The sequence below is a fragment of the Micromonospora sp. NPDC048898 genome (assembly GCF_043198035.1).
GTDB lineage: Bacteria > Actinomycetota > Actinomycetes > Mycobacteriales > Micromonosporaceae > Micromonospora.
This window is the reverse complement of record NZ_JBICUF010000003.1, coordinates 15,129-30,524: the sequence shown is the minus strand read 5'-3', so window position 1 is coordinate 30,524 and position 15,396 is coordinate 15,129. Positions and strand designations below refer to the sequence as shown.

The 15,396-nt window shown below is 73.5% G+C and carries 13 protein-coding genes; 9 read left to right on the top strand and 4 right to left on the bottom strand.

Annotated features, from left to right (window positions below; translation table 11 throughout):
• The first annotated feature begins 192 nt into the window (after positions 1-192).
• The 4 genes from ACGFIQ_RS10380 to ACGFIQ_RS10365 all read left to right on the top strand — a co-directional run bounded on the left by ACGFIQ_RS10380 (position 193) and on the right by ACGFIQ_RS10365 (position 4,708).
• Positions 193-1,338: a M48 family metallopeptidase gene (locus ACGFIQ_RS10380; RefSeq protein ID WP_393242282.1), complete on the top strand. Its 1,146-nt coding sequence runs from the start codon at positions 193-195 to the stop codon at positions 1,336-1,338.
• Positions 1,339-1,374: 36 nt separating this feature from the next.
• Entirely contained in the window at positions 1,375-2,718 is a 1,344-nt protein-coding gene (locus ACGFIQ_RS10375; protein WP_393243162.1) for a dipeptidase, read from the top strand.
• Positions 2,719-2,796: 78 nt separating this feature from the next.
• Positions 2,797-3,003, top strand: a complete 207-nt coding sequence (locus ACGFIQ_RS10370; protein ID WP_357067117.1) for a hypothetical protein — start codon at positions 2,797-2,799, stop codon at positions 3,001-3,003.
• A 112-nt stretch (positions 3,004-3,115) separates the two neighbouring features.
• Entirely contained in the window at positions 3,116-4,708 is a 1,593-nt protein-coding gene (locus ACGFIQ_RS10365; RefSeq protein WP_393242278.1) for an ATP-dependent DNA ligase, read from the top strand.
• A gap of 75 nt (positions 4,709-4,783) precedes the next feature.
• Here the strand turns inward: ACGFIQ_RS10365 and ACGFIQ_RS10360 are convergent, their stop codons facing one another.
• Both ACGFIQ_RS10360 and ACGFIQ_RS10355 read right to left on the bottom strand, forming a co-directional pair.
• Positions 4,784-5,554: a hypothetical protein gene (locus ACGFIQ_RS10360; RefSeq protein WP_393242275.1), complete on the bottom strand. Its 771-nt coding sequence runs from the start codon at positions 5,552-5,554 to the stop codon at positions 4,784-4,786.
• A 97-nt stretch (positions 5,555-5,651) separates the two neighbouring features.
• Entirely contained in the window at positions 5,652-6,473 is an 822-nt protein-coding gene (locus ACGFIQ_RS10355) for an SURF1 family protein (RefSeq protein ID WP_393242272.1), read from the bottom strand.
• A gap of 182 nt (positions 6,474-6,655) precedes the next feature.
• Between ACGFIQ_RS10355 and ACGFIQ_RS10350 the strand changes: the two genes are divergently transcribed.
• Positions 6,656-8,059: a cobyrinate a,c-diamide synthase gene (locus ACGFIQ_RS10350; protein ID WP_393242269.1), complete on the top strand. Its 1,404-nt coding sequence runs from the start codon at positions 6,656-6,658 to the stop codon at positions 8,057-8,059.
• Between the two features lie 33 nt (positions 8,060-8,092).
• On the opposite strand, the gene ACGFIQ_RS10345 is transcribed toward ACGFIQ_RS10350, so the two are convergent.
• On the bottom strand, positions 8,093-10,222 hold the full coding sequence (locus ACGFIQ_RS10345) for a transglycosylase domain-containing protein (protein ID WP_393242266.1): 2,130 nt from the start codon (positions 10,220-10,222) through the stop codon (positions 8,093-8,095).
• Between the two features lie 121 nt (positions 10,223-10,343).
• On the opposite strand from ACGFIQ_RS10345, the gene cobC reads away from it, so the two are divergent.
• The 3 genes from cobC to cobA are packed head-to-tail and all read left to right on the top strand — an operon-like array spanning position 10,344 to position 13,904.
• Entirely contained in the window at positions 10,344-11,411 is a 1,068-nt protein-coding gene (gene cobC, locus ACGFIQ_RS10340) for an Rv2231c family pyridoxal phosphate-dependent protein CobC (protein WP_393242263.1), read from the top strand.
• Entirely contained in the window at positions 11,411-12,562 is a 1,152-nt protein-coding gene (locus tag ACGFIQ_RS10335; protein ID WP_393243160.1) for a nicotinate-nucleotide--dimethylbenzimidazole phosphoribosyltransferase, read from the top strand. The genes cobC and ACGFIQ_RS10335 overlap by 1 nt, the downstream gene beginning before the upstream one ends.
• A gap of 40 nt (positions 12,563-12,602) precedes the next feature.
• Positions 12,603-13,904: a uroporphyrinogen-III C-methyltransferase gene (gene cobA, locus ACGFIQ_RS10330; protein WP_393242260.1), complete on the top strand. Its 1,302-nt coding sequence runs from the start codon at positions 12,603-12,605 to the stop codon at positions 13,902-13,904.
• A gap of 53 nt (positions 13,905-13,957) precedes the next feature.
• On the opposite strand, the gene ACGFIQ_RS10325 is transcribed toward cobA, so the two are convergent.
• Positions 13,958-14,107: a hypothetical protein gene (locus tag ACGFIQ_RS10325; RefSeq protein ID WP_393242257.1), complete on the bottom strand. Its 150-nt coding sequence runs from the start codon at positions 14,105-14,107 to the stop codon at positions 13,958-13,960.
• On the opposite strand from ACGFIQ_RS10325, the gene ACGFIQ_RS10320 reads away from it, so the two are divergent.
• Positions 14,106-15,392, top strand: coding sequence for a hypothetical protein (locus tag ACGFIQ_RS10320; protein WP_393242254.1), 1,287 nt, complete (start codon positions 14,106-14,108; stop codon positions 15,390-15,392). The genes ACGFIQ_RS10325 and ACGFIQ_RS10320 overlap by 2 nt on opposite strands.
• Positions 15,393-15,396: the final 4 nt, after the last annotated feature.

The following is a 15,396-nucleotide window of genomic DNA, read 5'->3' as shown; positions in this document are numbered from 1 at the left end:
GCGACGCGAGCAAGCATGACGACGCGAGCAGCACGACGCGAGCAAGTAAGACGCGAGCAGCACGACGCGAGCAAGTACGACGCGAGCAAGTAAGAGGCGAGAAGAACGACGCGAGCAGCACGACGCGGGAACGACGACGCCAGAAGCACGACGCGACAGCGCTCAGGGCGCGCGGCGAACGGGGGACTCATCATGTCGGCATCGGACGCGCCCGCGCGGCGCCGGATCACGCTCACCGGCATCAGCTCGCGGGCCTGGGAGCATCCGGCCGACCGGGGTGCGCTTGTCGCGCTGCGGGAGCTGCGCGGTTTCGACGACGTGGTGCGGTCGTTCTTCGGGATGTGGAACGAGCGCGGGTTCCGGCTGTCCGTGCTGGCCTCCGGCATCCGCGTCGACCACCGGCAGTATCCGGCGGTGTGGCAGCGCTACACCGAGGCCGGGGCGGCGCTCGACGTGGCCGACCTGCCCGAGCTGTACGTGACCCAGTCGCCGTGGCTGGGCGCCGAGGCGGTCGGGCTGGAGCGGCCGTTCATCGTGTTGAACTCGGCCTGCGTACAGCAGCTCGACGAGGACGAGCTGCGCTGCCTGCTCGGCCACGAGTTGGGGCACGTGGGCAGTGGGCACGCGGTCTACAAGACCATGCTCATGATCCTCACCCGGTGGGCGGCCAACCTGAGCTGGTTGCCGGTCGGCGCGATCGCGCTGCGGGCCATCATCGCGGCGATGCTGGAGTGGTGGCGCAAGGCGGAGCTGTCCGCCGACCGGGCCGGTCTGCTCGCCGGGCAGGACCCGGCCGCCGCGTTGCGGCTGCTGATGAAGCTCGCCGGCGGGGGTGACCTGTCGCAGATCGACACGACCGCGTTCCTGGAGCAGGCCGCCGAGTACGTCGGCGGCGGCGACCTGCGCGACAGCCTGCACAAGATCCGGATGACGGCGTGGAGCACCCACCCCACTCCGGTGGCGCGGGCGGCGCAACTGCGCCAGTGGGTCGACTCCGGGGCGTACGGGCAGGTGCTGGCCGGGGACTATCCGCGCCGGGACGACGACAGCTCGACAAGCATCTCGGAGGAGATCAAGGCGGCTGCCGACTCGTACCGGGAGGAGTTCAGCCGCTCCACGGACCCGCTGGTCGGGTTGCTGCGCCGCCTCGGCGACGGCGCGAGCGACGTCGGCGAGTGGGTCGGCGGCACCGCCGGTCGGGCCCGCTCCTGGATGGATGCCGCCACCGAGGCCGCCGGCCGCGCACAGCGTGCCGGCCGGTCCGCCCCCGGTGCTCGGGCGGGCGCCGGCCCGGCGGGCGGCGGTGACGGTACGGGCTCCGCCGGCACGCCCCGGTAAGGCCGGCATACGATGCCGGTCATGACCTCACCGATCATGTCCGAGTCCGAGGTGCGGGCCGCAGTCGAGCGGGAGATGCCCGGCGTTCGGGCCGACCTGGAACGCCTCGTCCGCATCCCCGGCATCGCCTTCGATGGCTTCGACCACTCGCACGTGGAACGCTCCGCCGAGGCGGTCGCCGAGTTGCTGCGCGGGTGCGGCCTGGACGTCGACATCGTGCGTTCCGGCGGCCAGCCGGCGGTCATCGGCCGTCGGGCGGCCCCGCCCGGTGCGCCCACCGTGCTGCTCTACGCCCACCACGACGTCCAGCCGGTCGGCGACCTGTCGCTCTGGGAGTCCGATCCGTTCGAGCCGGTGGAACGCGACGGTCGGCTCTACGCCCGGGGTGCGGCCGACGACAAGGCCGGCGTCATGGCGCACGTCGCGGCGCTGCGGGCGTACGGGGACGCACTGCCGGTGGGCGTGGTGCTCTTCATCGAGGGTGAGGAGGAGTACGGCTCCGACTCGCTGGAGCAGCTGCTGATCGAGCACCGCGACGAGATCACCTCGGACGTCATCGTGATCGCCGACTCCGGCAACTGGGACATCGGCGTACCGGCGTTGACCACCTCGCTGCGGGGCATCGTCAACTGCTTCGTTGAGGTGCGCACGCTGGACCACGCGGTGCACAGCGGCATGTTCGGCGGTGCCGTGCCGGACGCGCTCACCGCGCTGGTCCGACTGCTGGCGACGCTGCACGACGACGCCGGCGACGTGGCGGTGGCCGGGCTGGTCGGCCGGGAGGGCGCCACCGTCGACTACCCGGAGGACCGGGTCCGCGCCGAGGCCGGGCTGGCCGACGGCGTGCGGTTCATCGGCACCGGCCGGATCACCGACCGACTCTGGACCAAGCCGGCGCTGGCGGTCCTCGGCATCGACGCCCCGGCCACCGGTGAGGCGCCGAACGCGCTGGTCCCGGCCGCGAAGGCGAAGCTGAGCATCCGGCTCGCCCCGGGCGACGACCCCAAGCGGGCGTACGCGGCGGTGCGCGCCCACCTGGAGCAGCACGCGCCGTGGGGTGCCCAGGTGACGGTCAGCTTCGAGCACGACGGCTTTCCGTGCGTCATCGACGCGTCCGGGCCGATGTTCGACGCCGCCCGCTCGGCCTTCCGGGCCGCGTGGGACGGCACCGACCCGGTGGACATCGGCGTCGGCGGCTCGATTCCGTTCATCGCCACCTTCCAGGAGATGTTCCCGAAGGCGGCGATCCTGGTGACCGGGGTGGAGGACCCGCACGCCCGCGCCCACGGCCCGAACGAGAGTCTGCACCTGGGAGAGTTCGCCAAGGTCTGCCTCGCCGAGGCGCTGCTGCTGGGCAAGGTGGCCGCGGCGGGGCGCTGAGGAATCTCGACGGCGATTTCGACCCTGATCTGCGAGTTTACGGCGTGTCGGATCGTTCGTTGTTATAGCCTTTCGAACATGAGTACGAACGAGGTGATGGCCCGGTTGGGGGCCGCTGTCAGCGCACTGGGAGATGTCGACGTCTCCGCGTGGTCCGACGACACGCTCAACGAGCAGCTCGGTGAGCTCTCCGCCGCTCTGGTCGCCCTCGACTCGGTGCTCTCCCGGGTCGCCGGCGAGGTCCGTGCCCGGGGGATGCGCATCGAGGAGCCCGTCAGCGCCTGAGGCCTGTTCTCATGAGACAGGCCCTGATCCGTCGTCCGCTCAAGCGGGCGGCACTCTGCCGACACCGCCCGGGCACGGCAATGCCCGGGCGGTGTCGGAGGGGACTGGCAGGATGGGCGGCGTGCGGTTCCTCGACCTGGCAGCCACGTCCGCGGCCGTCGGCGCCACCAGCGGCCGGCGGGCAAAAGTGGAGCTGCTCGCTGACGCGCTGCGCCGGCTCGATCCGACCGAGGTCGAGCCCGGCGCCGGCTACCTTGCTGGTGAGCTGCGCCAACGACAGACCGGGGTGGGCTATGCGAGCCTCCGGGACCTGCCGCCACCGGCCGCCGAGCCGACGCTGACCGTGGCCGCCGTCGACGCGGCCATCGAGCAGATCGCCGCGGTGCACGGCACGGGCTCGCAGACTCGGCGTCGGGCGTTGCTCGGTGCCCTCTACGCGGCGGCGACCACCGACGAGCAGCGTCTGCTCACCGGTCTGTTCAGCGGCGAGCTACGGCAGGGTGCCCAGGCCGGGCTGCTCGCCGACGCGGTGGCGCGGGCCGCCGACGTGCCGGTGGCGACGGTCCGGCGGGCGCTGTTGCTCGCCGGTGACCTGCGCGCCGTGGCGGTCGCGGCGCTGGCCGGAGGAGCGGCCGAGTTGGCCGGGTTCGGGCTGCAGGTTGGCCGGCCGCTGGCGCCGATGCTCGCGCAGAGCGCACCCTCGGTCGACGAGGCACTCGCCGCGACGGGCACGCCAGCGGTGGTCGATGTGAAACTCGACGGCATCCGCATCCAGGTGCACCGCTCCGGCGCCGACATCGCCGTCTTCACCCGCAGCCTCGACGAGATCACCGGGCGGGTGCCCGAGGTGGTCGCCGCGGTCCGTGCCCTGCCCGGCCGCGAGCTGGTGCTCGACGGCGAGGCGATCGGCCTCGACGAGACGGGGCGTCCACTGCCGTTCCAGCAGACGTCGAGCCGGGCCGCCCGACGCACCACCCCGAGCAGCACCGGGCGCACACCTGTCGCTCCGGCGGTGCTCGCGGCGGCCGCCAGCGCGGGCGCGACGGTGCTCACTCCGTACTTCTTCGATCTGCTGCACCTCGACGGCCAGGATCTGATCGACCGGCCCGGTCGGGAGCGGTGGGCCGCCCTGGCCGGTGCGGTGGACGCGTCGCTGCTGGTCGGGCGCATGGAGGTCGACGGCCCGGAGCAGGCCGCCACCGCGTTCGCCGCCGCGCTCGACGCGGGGCAGGAGGGCGTGGTGGTCAAGGCACCGGACGCCCCCTACGACGCCGGCCGGCGCGGTGCCGCCTGGGTCAAGGTCAAGCCCCGGCACACCCTCGACCTGGTGGTGCTCGCCGTCGAGTGGGGCAGTGGCCGGCGCAAGGGCTGGCTGTCCAACCTGCACCTGGGTGCGCGCGACCCGCGGACGGGTGGCTTCGTCATGCTCGGCAAGACGTTCAAGGGGCTCACCGACGAGCTGCTGCGCTGGCAGACCGAGCGGTTCCTCGACCTCGCCGTGGAGCGCGGCGACTGGGTGGTGCGGGTCCGCCCCGAGCAGGTGGTGGAGATCGCCTTCGACGGGGTGCAGACCAGCTCGCGTTATCCCGGGGGGATGGCGCTGCGGTTCGCCCGGGTGGTGCGCTATCGCGACGACAAGTCCGCCGCCGAGGCGGACACCATCGACGCGGTCCGCGCCATCCACGCCGGCCGGGTCACCGGCTGACGGCTGGTTCACCAGCTGACGGCTGGTTCACCGGCTGACGCCTGGCTCACCGGCTGGCGGCGCGGCCAGCGCCGGTCACCTGCCGGACAACGACCGGGCGTAGTTGACCTGGTTGTTGACGTGCTGCACCTGGCCCTGGTCGCTGACCGGGATCCGGGCCACGTACTGCTGATGGCCGTTGGTGACGGTGACCTGCACGGTGCCGTGGTGCCGGGTCTCCTTGACCAGCAGGAAGAGCAGGCTGAAGAAGGCCAGGCAGAAGAAGCCGACGATCGCGCAGACCAGCGCCCAGGTCGCCACCTTCTCCTCGCGTTGCCAGTAGTCGGCCACGTGCCAGGTGGCACCGGCCAACGGCAGCACCCCGGCGGGCGTGCGGATGACCGGCGGGCACACCGCGATCTCGGCGATCTGCACCGCGACCACCTCCGGCCCGGCGGGACCGGCCGGTGCCGGGTGCGCCGACACCGGTGGGTACGGCCCGGACACCGGCCACGCCCCGCCGGGCGGCGTCGAGTGCGGCGCGGGCGGGCCGGAGAGTGGCGGCGCCGAGAACGATGCCGGCGGCGAGAACGATGCTGGTGGCGTCGAGAACGGCGGTGCCGGAGGCGCCGAGAACGACGCCGTCTGCGCCGGGAACGGTGCCGGTGACGCCGAGAACGGCGATGCTGGTGACGCCGGGAACGGCGGTGCCGGAGGCGGTGTGGCCTGCGGCGGCGCGCTCGGGAAGGGTGCCGTCGGCGGGGTGATCGGCAGCGCGCCGGTGGCGGAGGTGGCGCTCCACGGATCGATCGGCGGTTGCGGCTGGGTCGGCGGCTCGGGCACCGCGGCCGTGGGATCCGAACTCACCGAGACCTCCAACGCGGGATCGACACGTGGCGCAGGCTACCGGCTGCCCTGTCGTCCCGCATGCCCCGGAGAGTCTGTTTGGGACACACGCCCCAAGTCAGGCGGACGCGCTCGGCGTCGGCTCGGCCGCCCGGTCCAGCGGAGCCGGGGTGACGCCGATCCCGGCGGCGCGGCGGGCCTCCCGGCGCGCCACCCAGCCGTAGCCGAACAGGGACATCACCGCGAAGAGCCACCACTGCACGACGTAGCCGAAGTTCTGCCAGTTGTTGGCGTGCCCGACAGGCACCGCCTTGAACACCGGGTCGGCCGCCGGGGTCTGCTCGTCGAGCAGCAGGTAGGCGCCGTAGACCGGGTAGGGCAACTCGCCGGCCAGCCGCGACACACCGATCCGCCGGATCTCCAGCCGCCCGTCACGCCGGGCCACCGCGCCGGCACCACTCTCGGTCTCGTGCACCCGACCGACCACCGTCACGTCGCCGGTCGGCACGGCGGGCACCGACGGCTGGGCGGTCGCCCCACCCGGAGCCGGCGGGATCCAGCCCCGGTCCACGAGCAGCGCCGTGCCGTCCGCGAGCACCAGCGGGGTGAGCACCTCGAAGCCGACCCGGCTGTCCACCGTCCGGCCACGGACCAGCACCGTGTTCGTCGGGTCGTACCGGCCGGTGACGGTGACCCGGGTCCAGACCTTGTCCTCGGCGGGGGCGGGGCCGACCGTGCCCGCGCCGCCGGTGGGGGCACGCAGCGCGTCGGCCAGCGGCGTCGGGGCCATCCGCTGACCCGCGTCGATCCGCTCGTTGACCTCGGTACGACCCCGGTAGCGGTCCAGCTGCCAGTTGCCGAGGAACACCATGACGGCGGCGGCGACCAGGGTCAGCGCGAGAGCGCCCAGCCAGCGTGGGCTCAGCAGGAACCGGTACACAGCACGAGGCTACTCGTATGACCGGCGCCACTGACCTGGACCGGGGCGGGAGCGGGCCCGGGGTGTGCCGCCGGCCCCGGTTGGCGGTGCTCGCGCCTCCGGCCGGGCGGGTATCGTCACGCCGACGGATCGGCCCCGGTCGTCCCCGTCGCGTACCCGCCGCCGCTCGCGAGGAGTCGATGATGACCGTCGTGCCGCGCCTGGTGCTCAGCGCGCCGTCCTCCGGGCACGGGAAGAACGCGCTGGCGATCGGGCTGCTCGCCGCCCTGGCCGAGCGTGGGGTCGACGTCGCCGGGTTCAAGCTCGGGCCGGACCACGTCGACGCCGCCTACCTCGGCCTCGCCTCCGGTCGGCCCGGCCGGGTGATCGATCCCCGGCTGGTCGGCACCGACCGGCTCGCCCCGCTGGTGGCGCACGGCGCGGCCGGTGCCGGGCTCGCCGTGGTGCAGGGCAGCATGGGGCTGTACGACTCGGTCGGTGGCCGCCCCGAGCAGGAGTCGACGGCCGCCGCGGCCGCCGCGCTGCGCAGCCCGGTGGTGCTCGTTGTCGACGTGGCCGCGATGGGTCAGTCGGTGGCGGCCCTGGTGCACGGTTTCCGCTCGTACGACGAGCAGTTGTGGCTTGGCGGGGTGATCCTCAACCGGGTGGCGTCCTCGCGGCACGAGGGCATGCTGCGCGAGGCGTTGGACGACGTGGGCGTGCCGGTCTACGGCGCGCTGCGTCGACAGGACCTGCCGGCGGTGCTGCCGTCGCGGCGGCACGGGGTGGCGCCGGTGGTCGACGGGTCCGCCGACGCCGTCCGAGCGGTTCGCCGGCTGGGCGAGGCCGTCGCCGCCACGGTGGATCTGGAACGGCTCCTCGGGTTGGCCCGCTCGGCCCCGCCGCTGCCGGCACCGGCCTGGTCTGCCGAGGAGGCCCTCGGCGGGTTCACCGCCCCGGCGGAGCGCCCGCTGGTGGCGTTGGCCGGTGGGCCGGGCGGCAGTTTCAGTCACGCGGAGACCGCCGAGCTGCTGCGGGCCGCCGGTGCCGAGGTCGTCACCGTCGATCCGCTGCTCGACGAGGCGCTGCCGGTGGGCACCCGCGCGCTTGTCGTCGGCGGTGCGTTGCCCGAGGCGTACGCCGAGCAGTTGTCGGCCAACCGGCGGCTCTGCATCGCGGTGGCCGAGTTGGCGCGGACCGGGCGTCCGGTGATCGCCGAGGGCACCGGGTTGCTCTGGCTGGCCCGAGAGTTGGACGGCCTGCCGATGTGCGGGGTCCTCGACGCGGTAGGTGTCAGCCGGGACGGCCTGGTGGCCGGCTACCGGGAGGCGACCGCGCAGACCGACAGCGTCGTGGCCGTCAGCGGCACGGTGCTGGTCGGGCACAAGGCACACCGTGCGGTGCTCACCCCTCGCGCCGGTCAGCGCGCGGCGTGGAGCTGGGAGGGCGGCACGCCGGAGGGGTTCGTCTGGCGCAACGTGCACGCCTCGCAGCTCACCCTGCACTGGGCCGGTCATCCGGTCACGGCTGCCCGGCTGGTCGCCGCGGCGGCGGCCGACCCGACGGCCGAGGTGGTGACCGCGCAGCCCGGCGGCGTGCCGGCGTGATCGCTCGGCTGGCGGCGCGCCACCGGCGCCGGGTCAGCCGACGATCGCGTCCGATGGCGGGGTGAACTGGCGGGTCGGTGTGCCCTTCAGGCCGTCGCGGAGGGTCTCCGCGACCGCCTTGATCGGGATCTGGGACTGCCCGTCACCCACGGCGTTGAACGGGTTGTCCGGGTCGGAGATGAAGCTCGCCGCGGCCAGTTCCGGGGTGTAGCCGACGAACCAGGCGGACCGGGTGCTGTCGGTGGTACCGGTCTTGCCGGCCACCGGCCGTCCGACCGTGCCCCGCACGCTGTCGGCGGTGGACCAGCCGCCGCAGCTGCCGCGCGCCGGGGTGTCCCCGGTCGGGCAGCGGGCGGCGTCGGTGGCCGCCCGAGCGGCGTCCGCGCTGACCACCTGCCGGCAGCGGGGCTTGGCCACCTCACGGTGCAGGCCGCTCGGCGTGGCGTACGTGGCGGGTGTGCCGTCCCGGTTCATGATTGCCTGCACCGGGATCGCCTCGCAGTAGCGCCCGTCGGCCGCGATGGCGGCGTAGGCGTTCGCCATCTCCAGCGGGGTGGCGTCGGAGACGCCGAGCGTGAACGCGCCCCACTTCTTCGCCTTGGTCGGGGACGCCTGTTCCCGGTCGACGTCGGTGCGCCACCGCAGCCCGAGCTGTTCGGCCAGCCGGACCGCCCGGTCCGCGCCGACCTGCTCCTCCAACCACACGAAGTACGTGTTGACGGATTTGCCGAAGCCGGACCACATGGTCTGTTGCCCGGTCATGGCGCCGCTGGCGTTGGATGGCGCCCAACCGTCGTAGACGGCCGACTTGTAGCGGTGGGGGGCGTTGAACGAGGTGGAGAGCGTCATCCCCGAGTCCAACGCGGCAAGCATCGGGAACATCTTGAACGTCGACCCGGCCTGGTAGCCCGCCAGGCTGCCGCCGCCGAGCAGCGGCGCCACCGTGTTCGGGTAGTTGGCCTTCACCTTCGGCCCGGCCTCGGGGTTGGAACTCTGCGGGTTCTCGCTCAGGTCCAGCGAGTACGTCCGGTTCACCGCCATCGCCTTCACCCGGCCGGTGCCCGGCTCGGAGACCACGATCCCGTTGGCGAACGGGCTGCCGGTGGCCTCCTTGCTGCCGACGTTCTTCTCCGCCGCCGCCTGGATCTTCGGGTCGAGGCTGAGCACGATCCGGTAGCCGCCCCGGCGCAGCTTGTCCATCCGTTGCAGCGGGTCCGCGCCGAAGGCGGGTTGGGCACTCCACCAGTTCTTCAGGTAGTCGCAGGCGAAGCCCCAACTGTTGTACTTCTCCGCGACCGCGACACAGTCGTGCGGTGGGTTCGTGAGCTTCAGCCGGATCGGCTCGGCCTTGGCGGCGGCGGCCGAGTCGGGGGAGAGGTAACCGAGCTGGCTCATCCGGTCCAGCACGTAGTCACGCCGGCCGGTGGCCTCCTTCTGGTCGGAGTCGGCCGGGTCGTACTCCGAGGGGGACTTGACCAGCCCGGCGAGGGTGGCGGCCTCGACCGGGGTGAGGTCCTTCGGGGTCTTGGAGAAGAAGATCTCGCTTGCCGCGTAGATGCCGTACGCCCGGTGCCCGAAGTACGCGGAGTTGAGGTAGCGCTCCAGGATCTGCTCCTTGCTCAGCTCCTTCTCCAGGTCCAGCGCCATCCGCATCTCCTTGACCTTGCGCAGGCTGGTCTGCTGGGTGGCTTCCTGGACCTCCTTGGGCGTGGTCGCGCTGTCCCGCAGGGCCATCCGGACGTACTGCATGGTCAGGGTCGACGCACCCTGGGAGCCGCCGGAGCGGGCGTTGGACACGAAGGCGCGGGCCACGCCCTTCGGGTCGACGCCGTGGTGCTGGTAGAAGCGGGAGTCCTCGGCGGCGACGATCGCCTGCTGGATGTTCGGCGACATGTCCGACAGCTTGGTGTACTGCCGGTACTCCTCGTAGAACATGGTCAGCACGGTCTTGCCGTCCGGGCCGTAGACGTAGGAGGTTTCGGCGGGCAGGGCCTTGGTCAGCAGCCTGGTCTTCTGCTCCACGGCGTGCGCGGTGGCCTTCGCGCCGAGCCCGCTGAGGGCGACCAGCGGATACGCGGCGGCGGCGATCACGATTCCGGCGATCAGTCCGGCGCGAAGGAGAGGGACGAGTCGACCAGCGGCAGCAAGGGGTCGGTTACTCACATGACTAAGTTATGACATTTCCGATTCGTACCTGAGAAGAACTCTTAAACCGGCGAGTGGTGACGCGGCTTACGCCGGGATCGACTGTCCCACCGGCCGCCTTCCCGGCAGGATCGCGGACATGCCCGTGCCGATCGCCGCCTCCGAGCCCGACCTCGCGCACCACGGCGACGCGGAGGTCGGCGACGGGCTGATCGACCTCGCTGTCAACGTCCGGCAGGCACCGCCTCCCGCCTGGTTGGCCGGCCCGATCGCCGCCACCCTGACCGACCTGGCCCGCTATCCGGACCCGCTACCAGCCCGGGCGGCCGTCGCCGCCCGACACCGCCGTCACCCGAACGAGGTGCTGCTCACCGCCGGCGCGGCCGAGGGCTTCGTGCTGATCGCCCAGGCGCTGCGCGGCGTGCGCCGGCCCGTGGTGGTGCACCCCCAGTTCACCGAGCCGGAGGCGGCGCTACGGGCCGCCGGGCACCCGGTCGAGCGGGTGCTGCTGGACGCCGCCGACGACTTCCGACTCGACCCGTCCCGGGTGCCCGCCGACGCCGACCTGGTGATGATCGGTAACCCCACGAACCCGACCTCGGTGCTGCACCCCGCGCGGACGGTGGCCGCGCTGGCCCGCCCCGGCCGGGTGCTGGTGGTCGACGAGGCGTTCGCCGACACCACGATCACCCCCGGGCACCACGGCGAACCGGAGTCCCTGGCCGAGCGACGTGACCTGCCCGGTCTGCTCGTGCTGCGCAGCCTCACCAAGACGTGGGGCCTGGCCGGCCTCCGGATCGGCTACCTGCTCGGCGCCGCGGACCTGCTGGCCCGGCTGGCCGCCGTACAGCCGCTCTGGGCCGTCTCCACACCCGCGCTGGCCGCCGCGTCGGCCTGCGCCACCGACGTCGCGGTCCAGGCCGAGCGCGCCATCGCCGCCGACCTCGCCGCCGACCGCGACCACCTGGTCGCCCGCCTCGCCGACCTGCCCGGTGTACGCGTCGTCGGCCGTCCCGCCAGCGCGTTCGTCCTGCTGCACCTGCCGGGCGCGACAGCGATCCGGGCCGCCCTGCGTGAGCGCGGCTGGGCGGTGCGCCGGGGCGACACCTTCCCCGGCCTCGGCCCGGACTGGTTGCGGGTGGCGGTACGCGACCGCACCACCACAGACGCGTTCATCGAGGCGCTGCGCGAGACCATGGAGGCATGATGCTGGAGACCACGATCGCGGCGATCCACCCGGCCGACGAGGCGGCCATGGTCGCCGCCCGTGAGCTGCACGGCCGGCTGACCAAGCCGGCGGGCTCGCTGGGCGCGTTGGAAGAGCTGTCGGTACGCCTCGCCGGCCTCGCCGGGGCCTGCCCACCACCGTTGCCCGAGCCGGCCGCCGTGGCGATCTTCGCGGGCGACCACGGGGTGCACGCCCAGGGGGTGAGCCCCTGGCCGCAGGAGGTCACCGCGCAGATGATCGGCAACTTCCTGGCCGGCGGCGCGGTGGTCAACGCGTTCGCCCGGCAGGCCGGCGCGTCGGTCACCGTGGTCGACGTCGGGGTGGCCACACCGCTGCCCGTCGACCCGGCTGCTGCTCTCTCCCCGGCCGCCCTGGACCCGGCTGCTCTCTCCCCGGCCGCTGTCGATCCGGCGGTGCTCGACCCCGCGGTGCTCGACCCCGCGGTGCCCCGGCTGGTTGCCGCGTCGGTCCGTCGGGGCACCCGCGACTTCACGGTGACCGCCGCGCTGACCCGCGACGAGGCGCTGGCAGCGGTACAGACCGGCATCCGGATCGCCGACGAGCTGATCGACGCCGGAGCCGGCATCCTGCTCACCGGTGACATGGGCATCGGCAACACCACCCCGGCCGCCGCGCTGATCGCCGCGTTCACCGGTGCCGACCCGCTCGACGCCACCGGTCGGGGCACCGGCATCGACGACCCGACCTACGCGCACAAGGTCGCCGTGGTGCGCGCCGCGCTGACCCGGCACACACCCGACCCGGCCGACCCGCTGGGGGTGCTGGCCGCCGTCGGTGGCCTGGAGCACGCCGCGCTGGCCGGGCTGATCCTGGGTGCCGCGGCCCGCCGCACGCCGGTGCTGCTGGACGGCGTGATCGCGGTGTCGGCCGCGCTCGCCGCCGCGGCGTTCGCCCCGGACGCGGTCTGCGCCATGGTCGCCGGGCACCGTTCGGCCGAGCCGGGTGCCACGGTGGCGCTGCGGCACCTCGGCCTCGACCCGCTCATCGACCTGGGGCTGCGCCTCGGCGAGGGCACCGGCGCGCTGTTGGCGCTGCCCGTGGTCAGCGGCGCGGTGCGGGTGCTGCACGAGGTGGCCACGTTCGATGCCGCCGGGGTGGCCGAGAAGTGACCACGCGCGGCGAGCGAACCCTCCGCCTCGGAGGTGTGGCGTGACCTCTAATCCGTACCCCCTCGGTTTGCGGCTCGGTGGGCGGCGGGTGGTCGTGGTGGGCGGCGGCGCGGTCGCCACCCGCCGGGTGCCCGCGCTGCTGGACGCCGGCGCGGACGTCCTGCTGGTGGCACCGGAGCTGACCCCGGCGCTGAGCGCCCAGGTCGACGCGGGTCGGCTGCACTGGGTGCCGCGCCGGTTCGCCGTCGAGGACCTGGATGGTGCCTGGCTGGTCCACGTGGCGATCGACGACCCCATCGCGGCGGCCTCGGTGAGCGCCCTGGCCGCCGAGCGGCGGATCTTCTGCGTCCGGGCCGACGACCGGACGGCCGCCACCGCCTGGACCCCGGCGGTGACCCGGCACGGCCCGGTCACCGTCGCGGTGCTCGGTGGCGGCGACCCCCGCCGGGCGATGACCGTCCGCGACGCGATCCGCGACCTCCTCGCGGTCCGCCTGGCACCGGAGAGGCTCGCCCCGACGCAGAGCGGGTCCGACGCTGCTGCCGGTGCTGCCGGTGCTGCCGGTGCTGCCGCTGCTGCCGGTGCTGCCGGTGGGACCGGGGCTGCCGGGCGGCAGGTTGGGCGGGTGGCGCTGGTGGGGGCGGGGCCGGGGGACCCGGAGTTGATCACCGTGAAGGGTTGGCGGCTGCTCACCGAGGCGGACGTGGTGGTCGCCGACCGGTTGGTGCCCGGCCTGCTCCTCGACGAGCTGCGCCCGGACGTCGAGCTGGTGGACGCCTCGAAGATCCCCTACGGGCCGTCCCGGGCCCAGGAGGAGATCAACCAGATTCTGGTCGACCGTGCTCTGACCGGCGCGTTCGTGGTGCGGCTCAAGGGCGGCGACCCGTACGTCTTCGGGCGGGGCGGTGAGGAGTTGCTGGCCTGCGCGAAGGCCGGTGTGCCGGTGACCGTGGTGCCCGGGGTGACCAGCTCGATCGCCGCTCCCTCCGCGGCCGGGATTCCGGTCACCCATCGGGGGGTGGCGCACGAGTTCACAGTGGTCTCCGGGCACGTGGCACCCGACTCACCGGCCTCGCTGGTGCGCTGGGACGCTCTGGCCGGCCTGCGCGGCACCCTGGTGATCCTGATGGGGCTGAAGAACCTCGCCGCCATCAGCGAGACCCTGATCGCCCACGGTCGGCCGCCGCAGACGCCGGCCGCCGTGGTACAGGAGGGTACGACGGGTGCCCAGCGGGTGCTGCGATCCACGCTCGGCGCGGTGGCCGCCGACGCGCTCGCCGCCGATGTGCGCCCGCCGGCCGTCGTCGTGCTGGGAGACGTGGTGGGGGCACTCGACGGGTGACCGGCGGGCCGACTTCGGCGCTACTCCCGCGAGGCGCTTGATCGACACGGCTTTCAGGAGACCGGGGTGTCCGCGCGCCTGGGATAGCCCGCCTTCCTGAAATCCGAGTCGATCATCGCCTCGCGGGTGCCGGCTTGACCGGAGATGGCGGGTACGGACCGGGCGAGCGGGGTGTCGGTGGTTGTCGACACAATGTCGCGCATGCTCACCGTGAAGGACCCGCACGAGACGTGGCGAACGGACCTGCTCACACCCGTCGCGCTGCGGTGCGCCGGCCCCGGCCTGACCACCACCATCGAGGATCTCCCGTCGCCATGGCGCGACGCTCCGGTCCGGACACTGAGGTGCACGGACGCGGACGGCTCCTGGGCCGTCCTGGTCACGGTGGTCCGTGGCTACCCGCAACAGCATCGCGACTCGCTCGTCGGCAACGAGTTCGGCCGTGACCCGCACACCGCCTACGACCTGGACTCGCCGGGAAACCTGGTGTACGAGCTGCAGGTGACCGAGGACGACGGGGCCGACGAGCACGAGCTGCTGGAGTTCCGGCTCTTCGGCGACCCGCAGGCGGTCGGGGCGGAGGTGCTGCGCTGGGCGGGAAAGAAGGCAGCGTACTCGGTCAGCCCGTCGGTGGAGCGGGCCGCGACACGGCAGCGCCGGGCCCGTCGACAGTTCGACAACCGCCAGGCCAGTGCGGCATCGCCGCAGGTCCGGATCGACGCGGTGGCGGACGAGGCCGCCGCCGACCTCGACGCCATCGACACGTCCGCGTTGTGCTGGCACTTCCCGCGCGGAAACACCGGCGCCTACCTGCGGTCGGCGGTGGTCGCACTGGCCGGCTACGGCGAGCAACGGCCACACCTGCGGGGCCGGTGGCTCACCGCACGGGTCGAGGGCGAGGAGCTGGTCATCGGCATCGACGACCTGATCCCGGCCAACCAGCGGCACCGCTGGGACAACGCCCGCTGGCTGTGGGACCGGCGACAGGCGACCACTCCGGCCGGGCTTCGCTGGCAGGTCGACCGGGTCGAGCAGGCCGCCCCGGCGGTCGCGGCCGTCCATCGTGGCGCGCTGGCCGAGGCGCTGGCCGACGCCGGGGTGCAGACGGATCCGGAGCTCGACGCGTTGCTGACCGGTGTGCCGTACCGGCTCTCCGACGCCGAACTCACCCCGACCTGGGTGGCGACCCTGTACCGCGGCCTCGCCGACCTCGCGCCCTGGCGGCTGGACGCGGCTTACCGGGGGTGGCGCGACGGCCGGCAGGCACTGGGGTTGCCGGTCCGGGATCCGGTTGTCCTGTTCGGCCTCGGCGGCGTCGGCGCGGTCCGCAAACCGAAGCTCGCGCTCGACCACACCGGCGACGCCCCGCTGCTGTGCCTGGTCCACACCGGCAGCAGCGCGGTGCTGCCGTACGCGCACTGGACGGTGCCCACCGACCTCGGTGCCCTCCTGTACGGGTGGCAACCGAGCCTGCCGTACCCGCACTGACCGA

What these genes read in the sequence shown, in the direction of transcription:
- cobC (WP_393242263.1), top strand. Translation starts at nt 10,344, where the DNA reads ATGCCCGTGCCGATCGCCGCCTCCGAGCCCGACCTCGCGCACCACGGC.
- ACGFIQ_RS10350 (WP_393242269.1), top strand. Translation starts at nt 6,656, where the DNA reads ATGACCGTCGTGCCGCGCCTGGTGCTCAGCGCGCCGTCCTCCGGGCAC.
- ACGFIQ_RS10335 (WP_393243160.1), top strand. Translation starts at nt 11,411, where the DNA reads ATGCTGGAGACCACGATCGCGGCGATCCACCCGGCCGACGAGGCGGCC.
- ACGFIQ_RS10375 (WP_393243162.1), top strand. Translation starts at nt 1,375, where the DNA reads ATGTCCGAGTCCGAGGTGCGGGCCGCAGTCGAGCGGGAGATGCCCGGC.
- ACGFIQ_RS10320 (WP_393242254.1), top strand. Translation starts at nt 14,106, where the DNA reads ATGCTCACCGTGAAGGACCCGCACGAGACGTGGCGAACGGACCTGCTC.
- ACGFIQ_RS10380 (WP_393242282.1), top strand. Translation starts at nt 193, where the DNA reads ATGTCGGCATCGGACGCGCCCGCGCGGCGCCGGATCACGCTCACCGGC.
- ACGFIQ_RS10365 (WP_393242278.1), top strand. Translation starts at nt 3,116, where the DNA reads ATGGGCGGCGTGCGGTTCCTCGACCTGGCAGCCACGTCCGCGGCCGTC.
- ACGFIQ_RS10370 (WP_357067117.1), top strand. Translation starts at nt 2,797, where the DNA reads ATGAGTACGAACGAGGTGATGGCCCGGTTGGGGGCCGCTGTCAGCGCA.
- ACGFIQ_RS10325 (WP_393242257.1), bottom strand. Translation starts at nt 14,107, where the DNA reads ATGCGCGACATTGTGTCGACAACCACCGACACCCCGCTCGCCCGGTCC.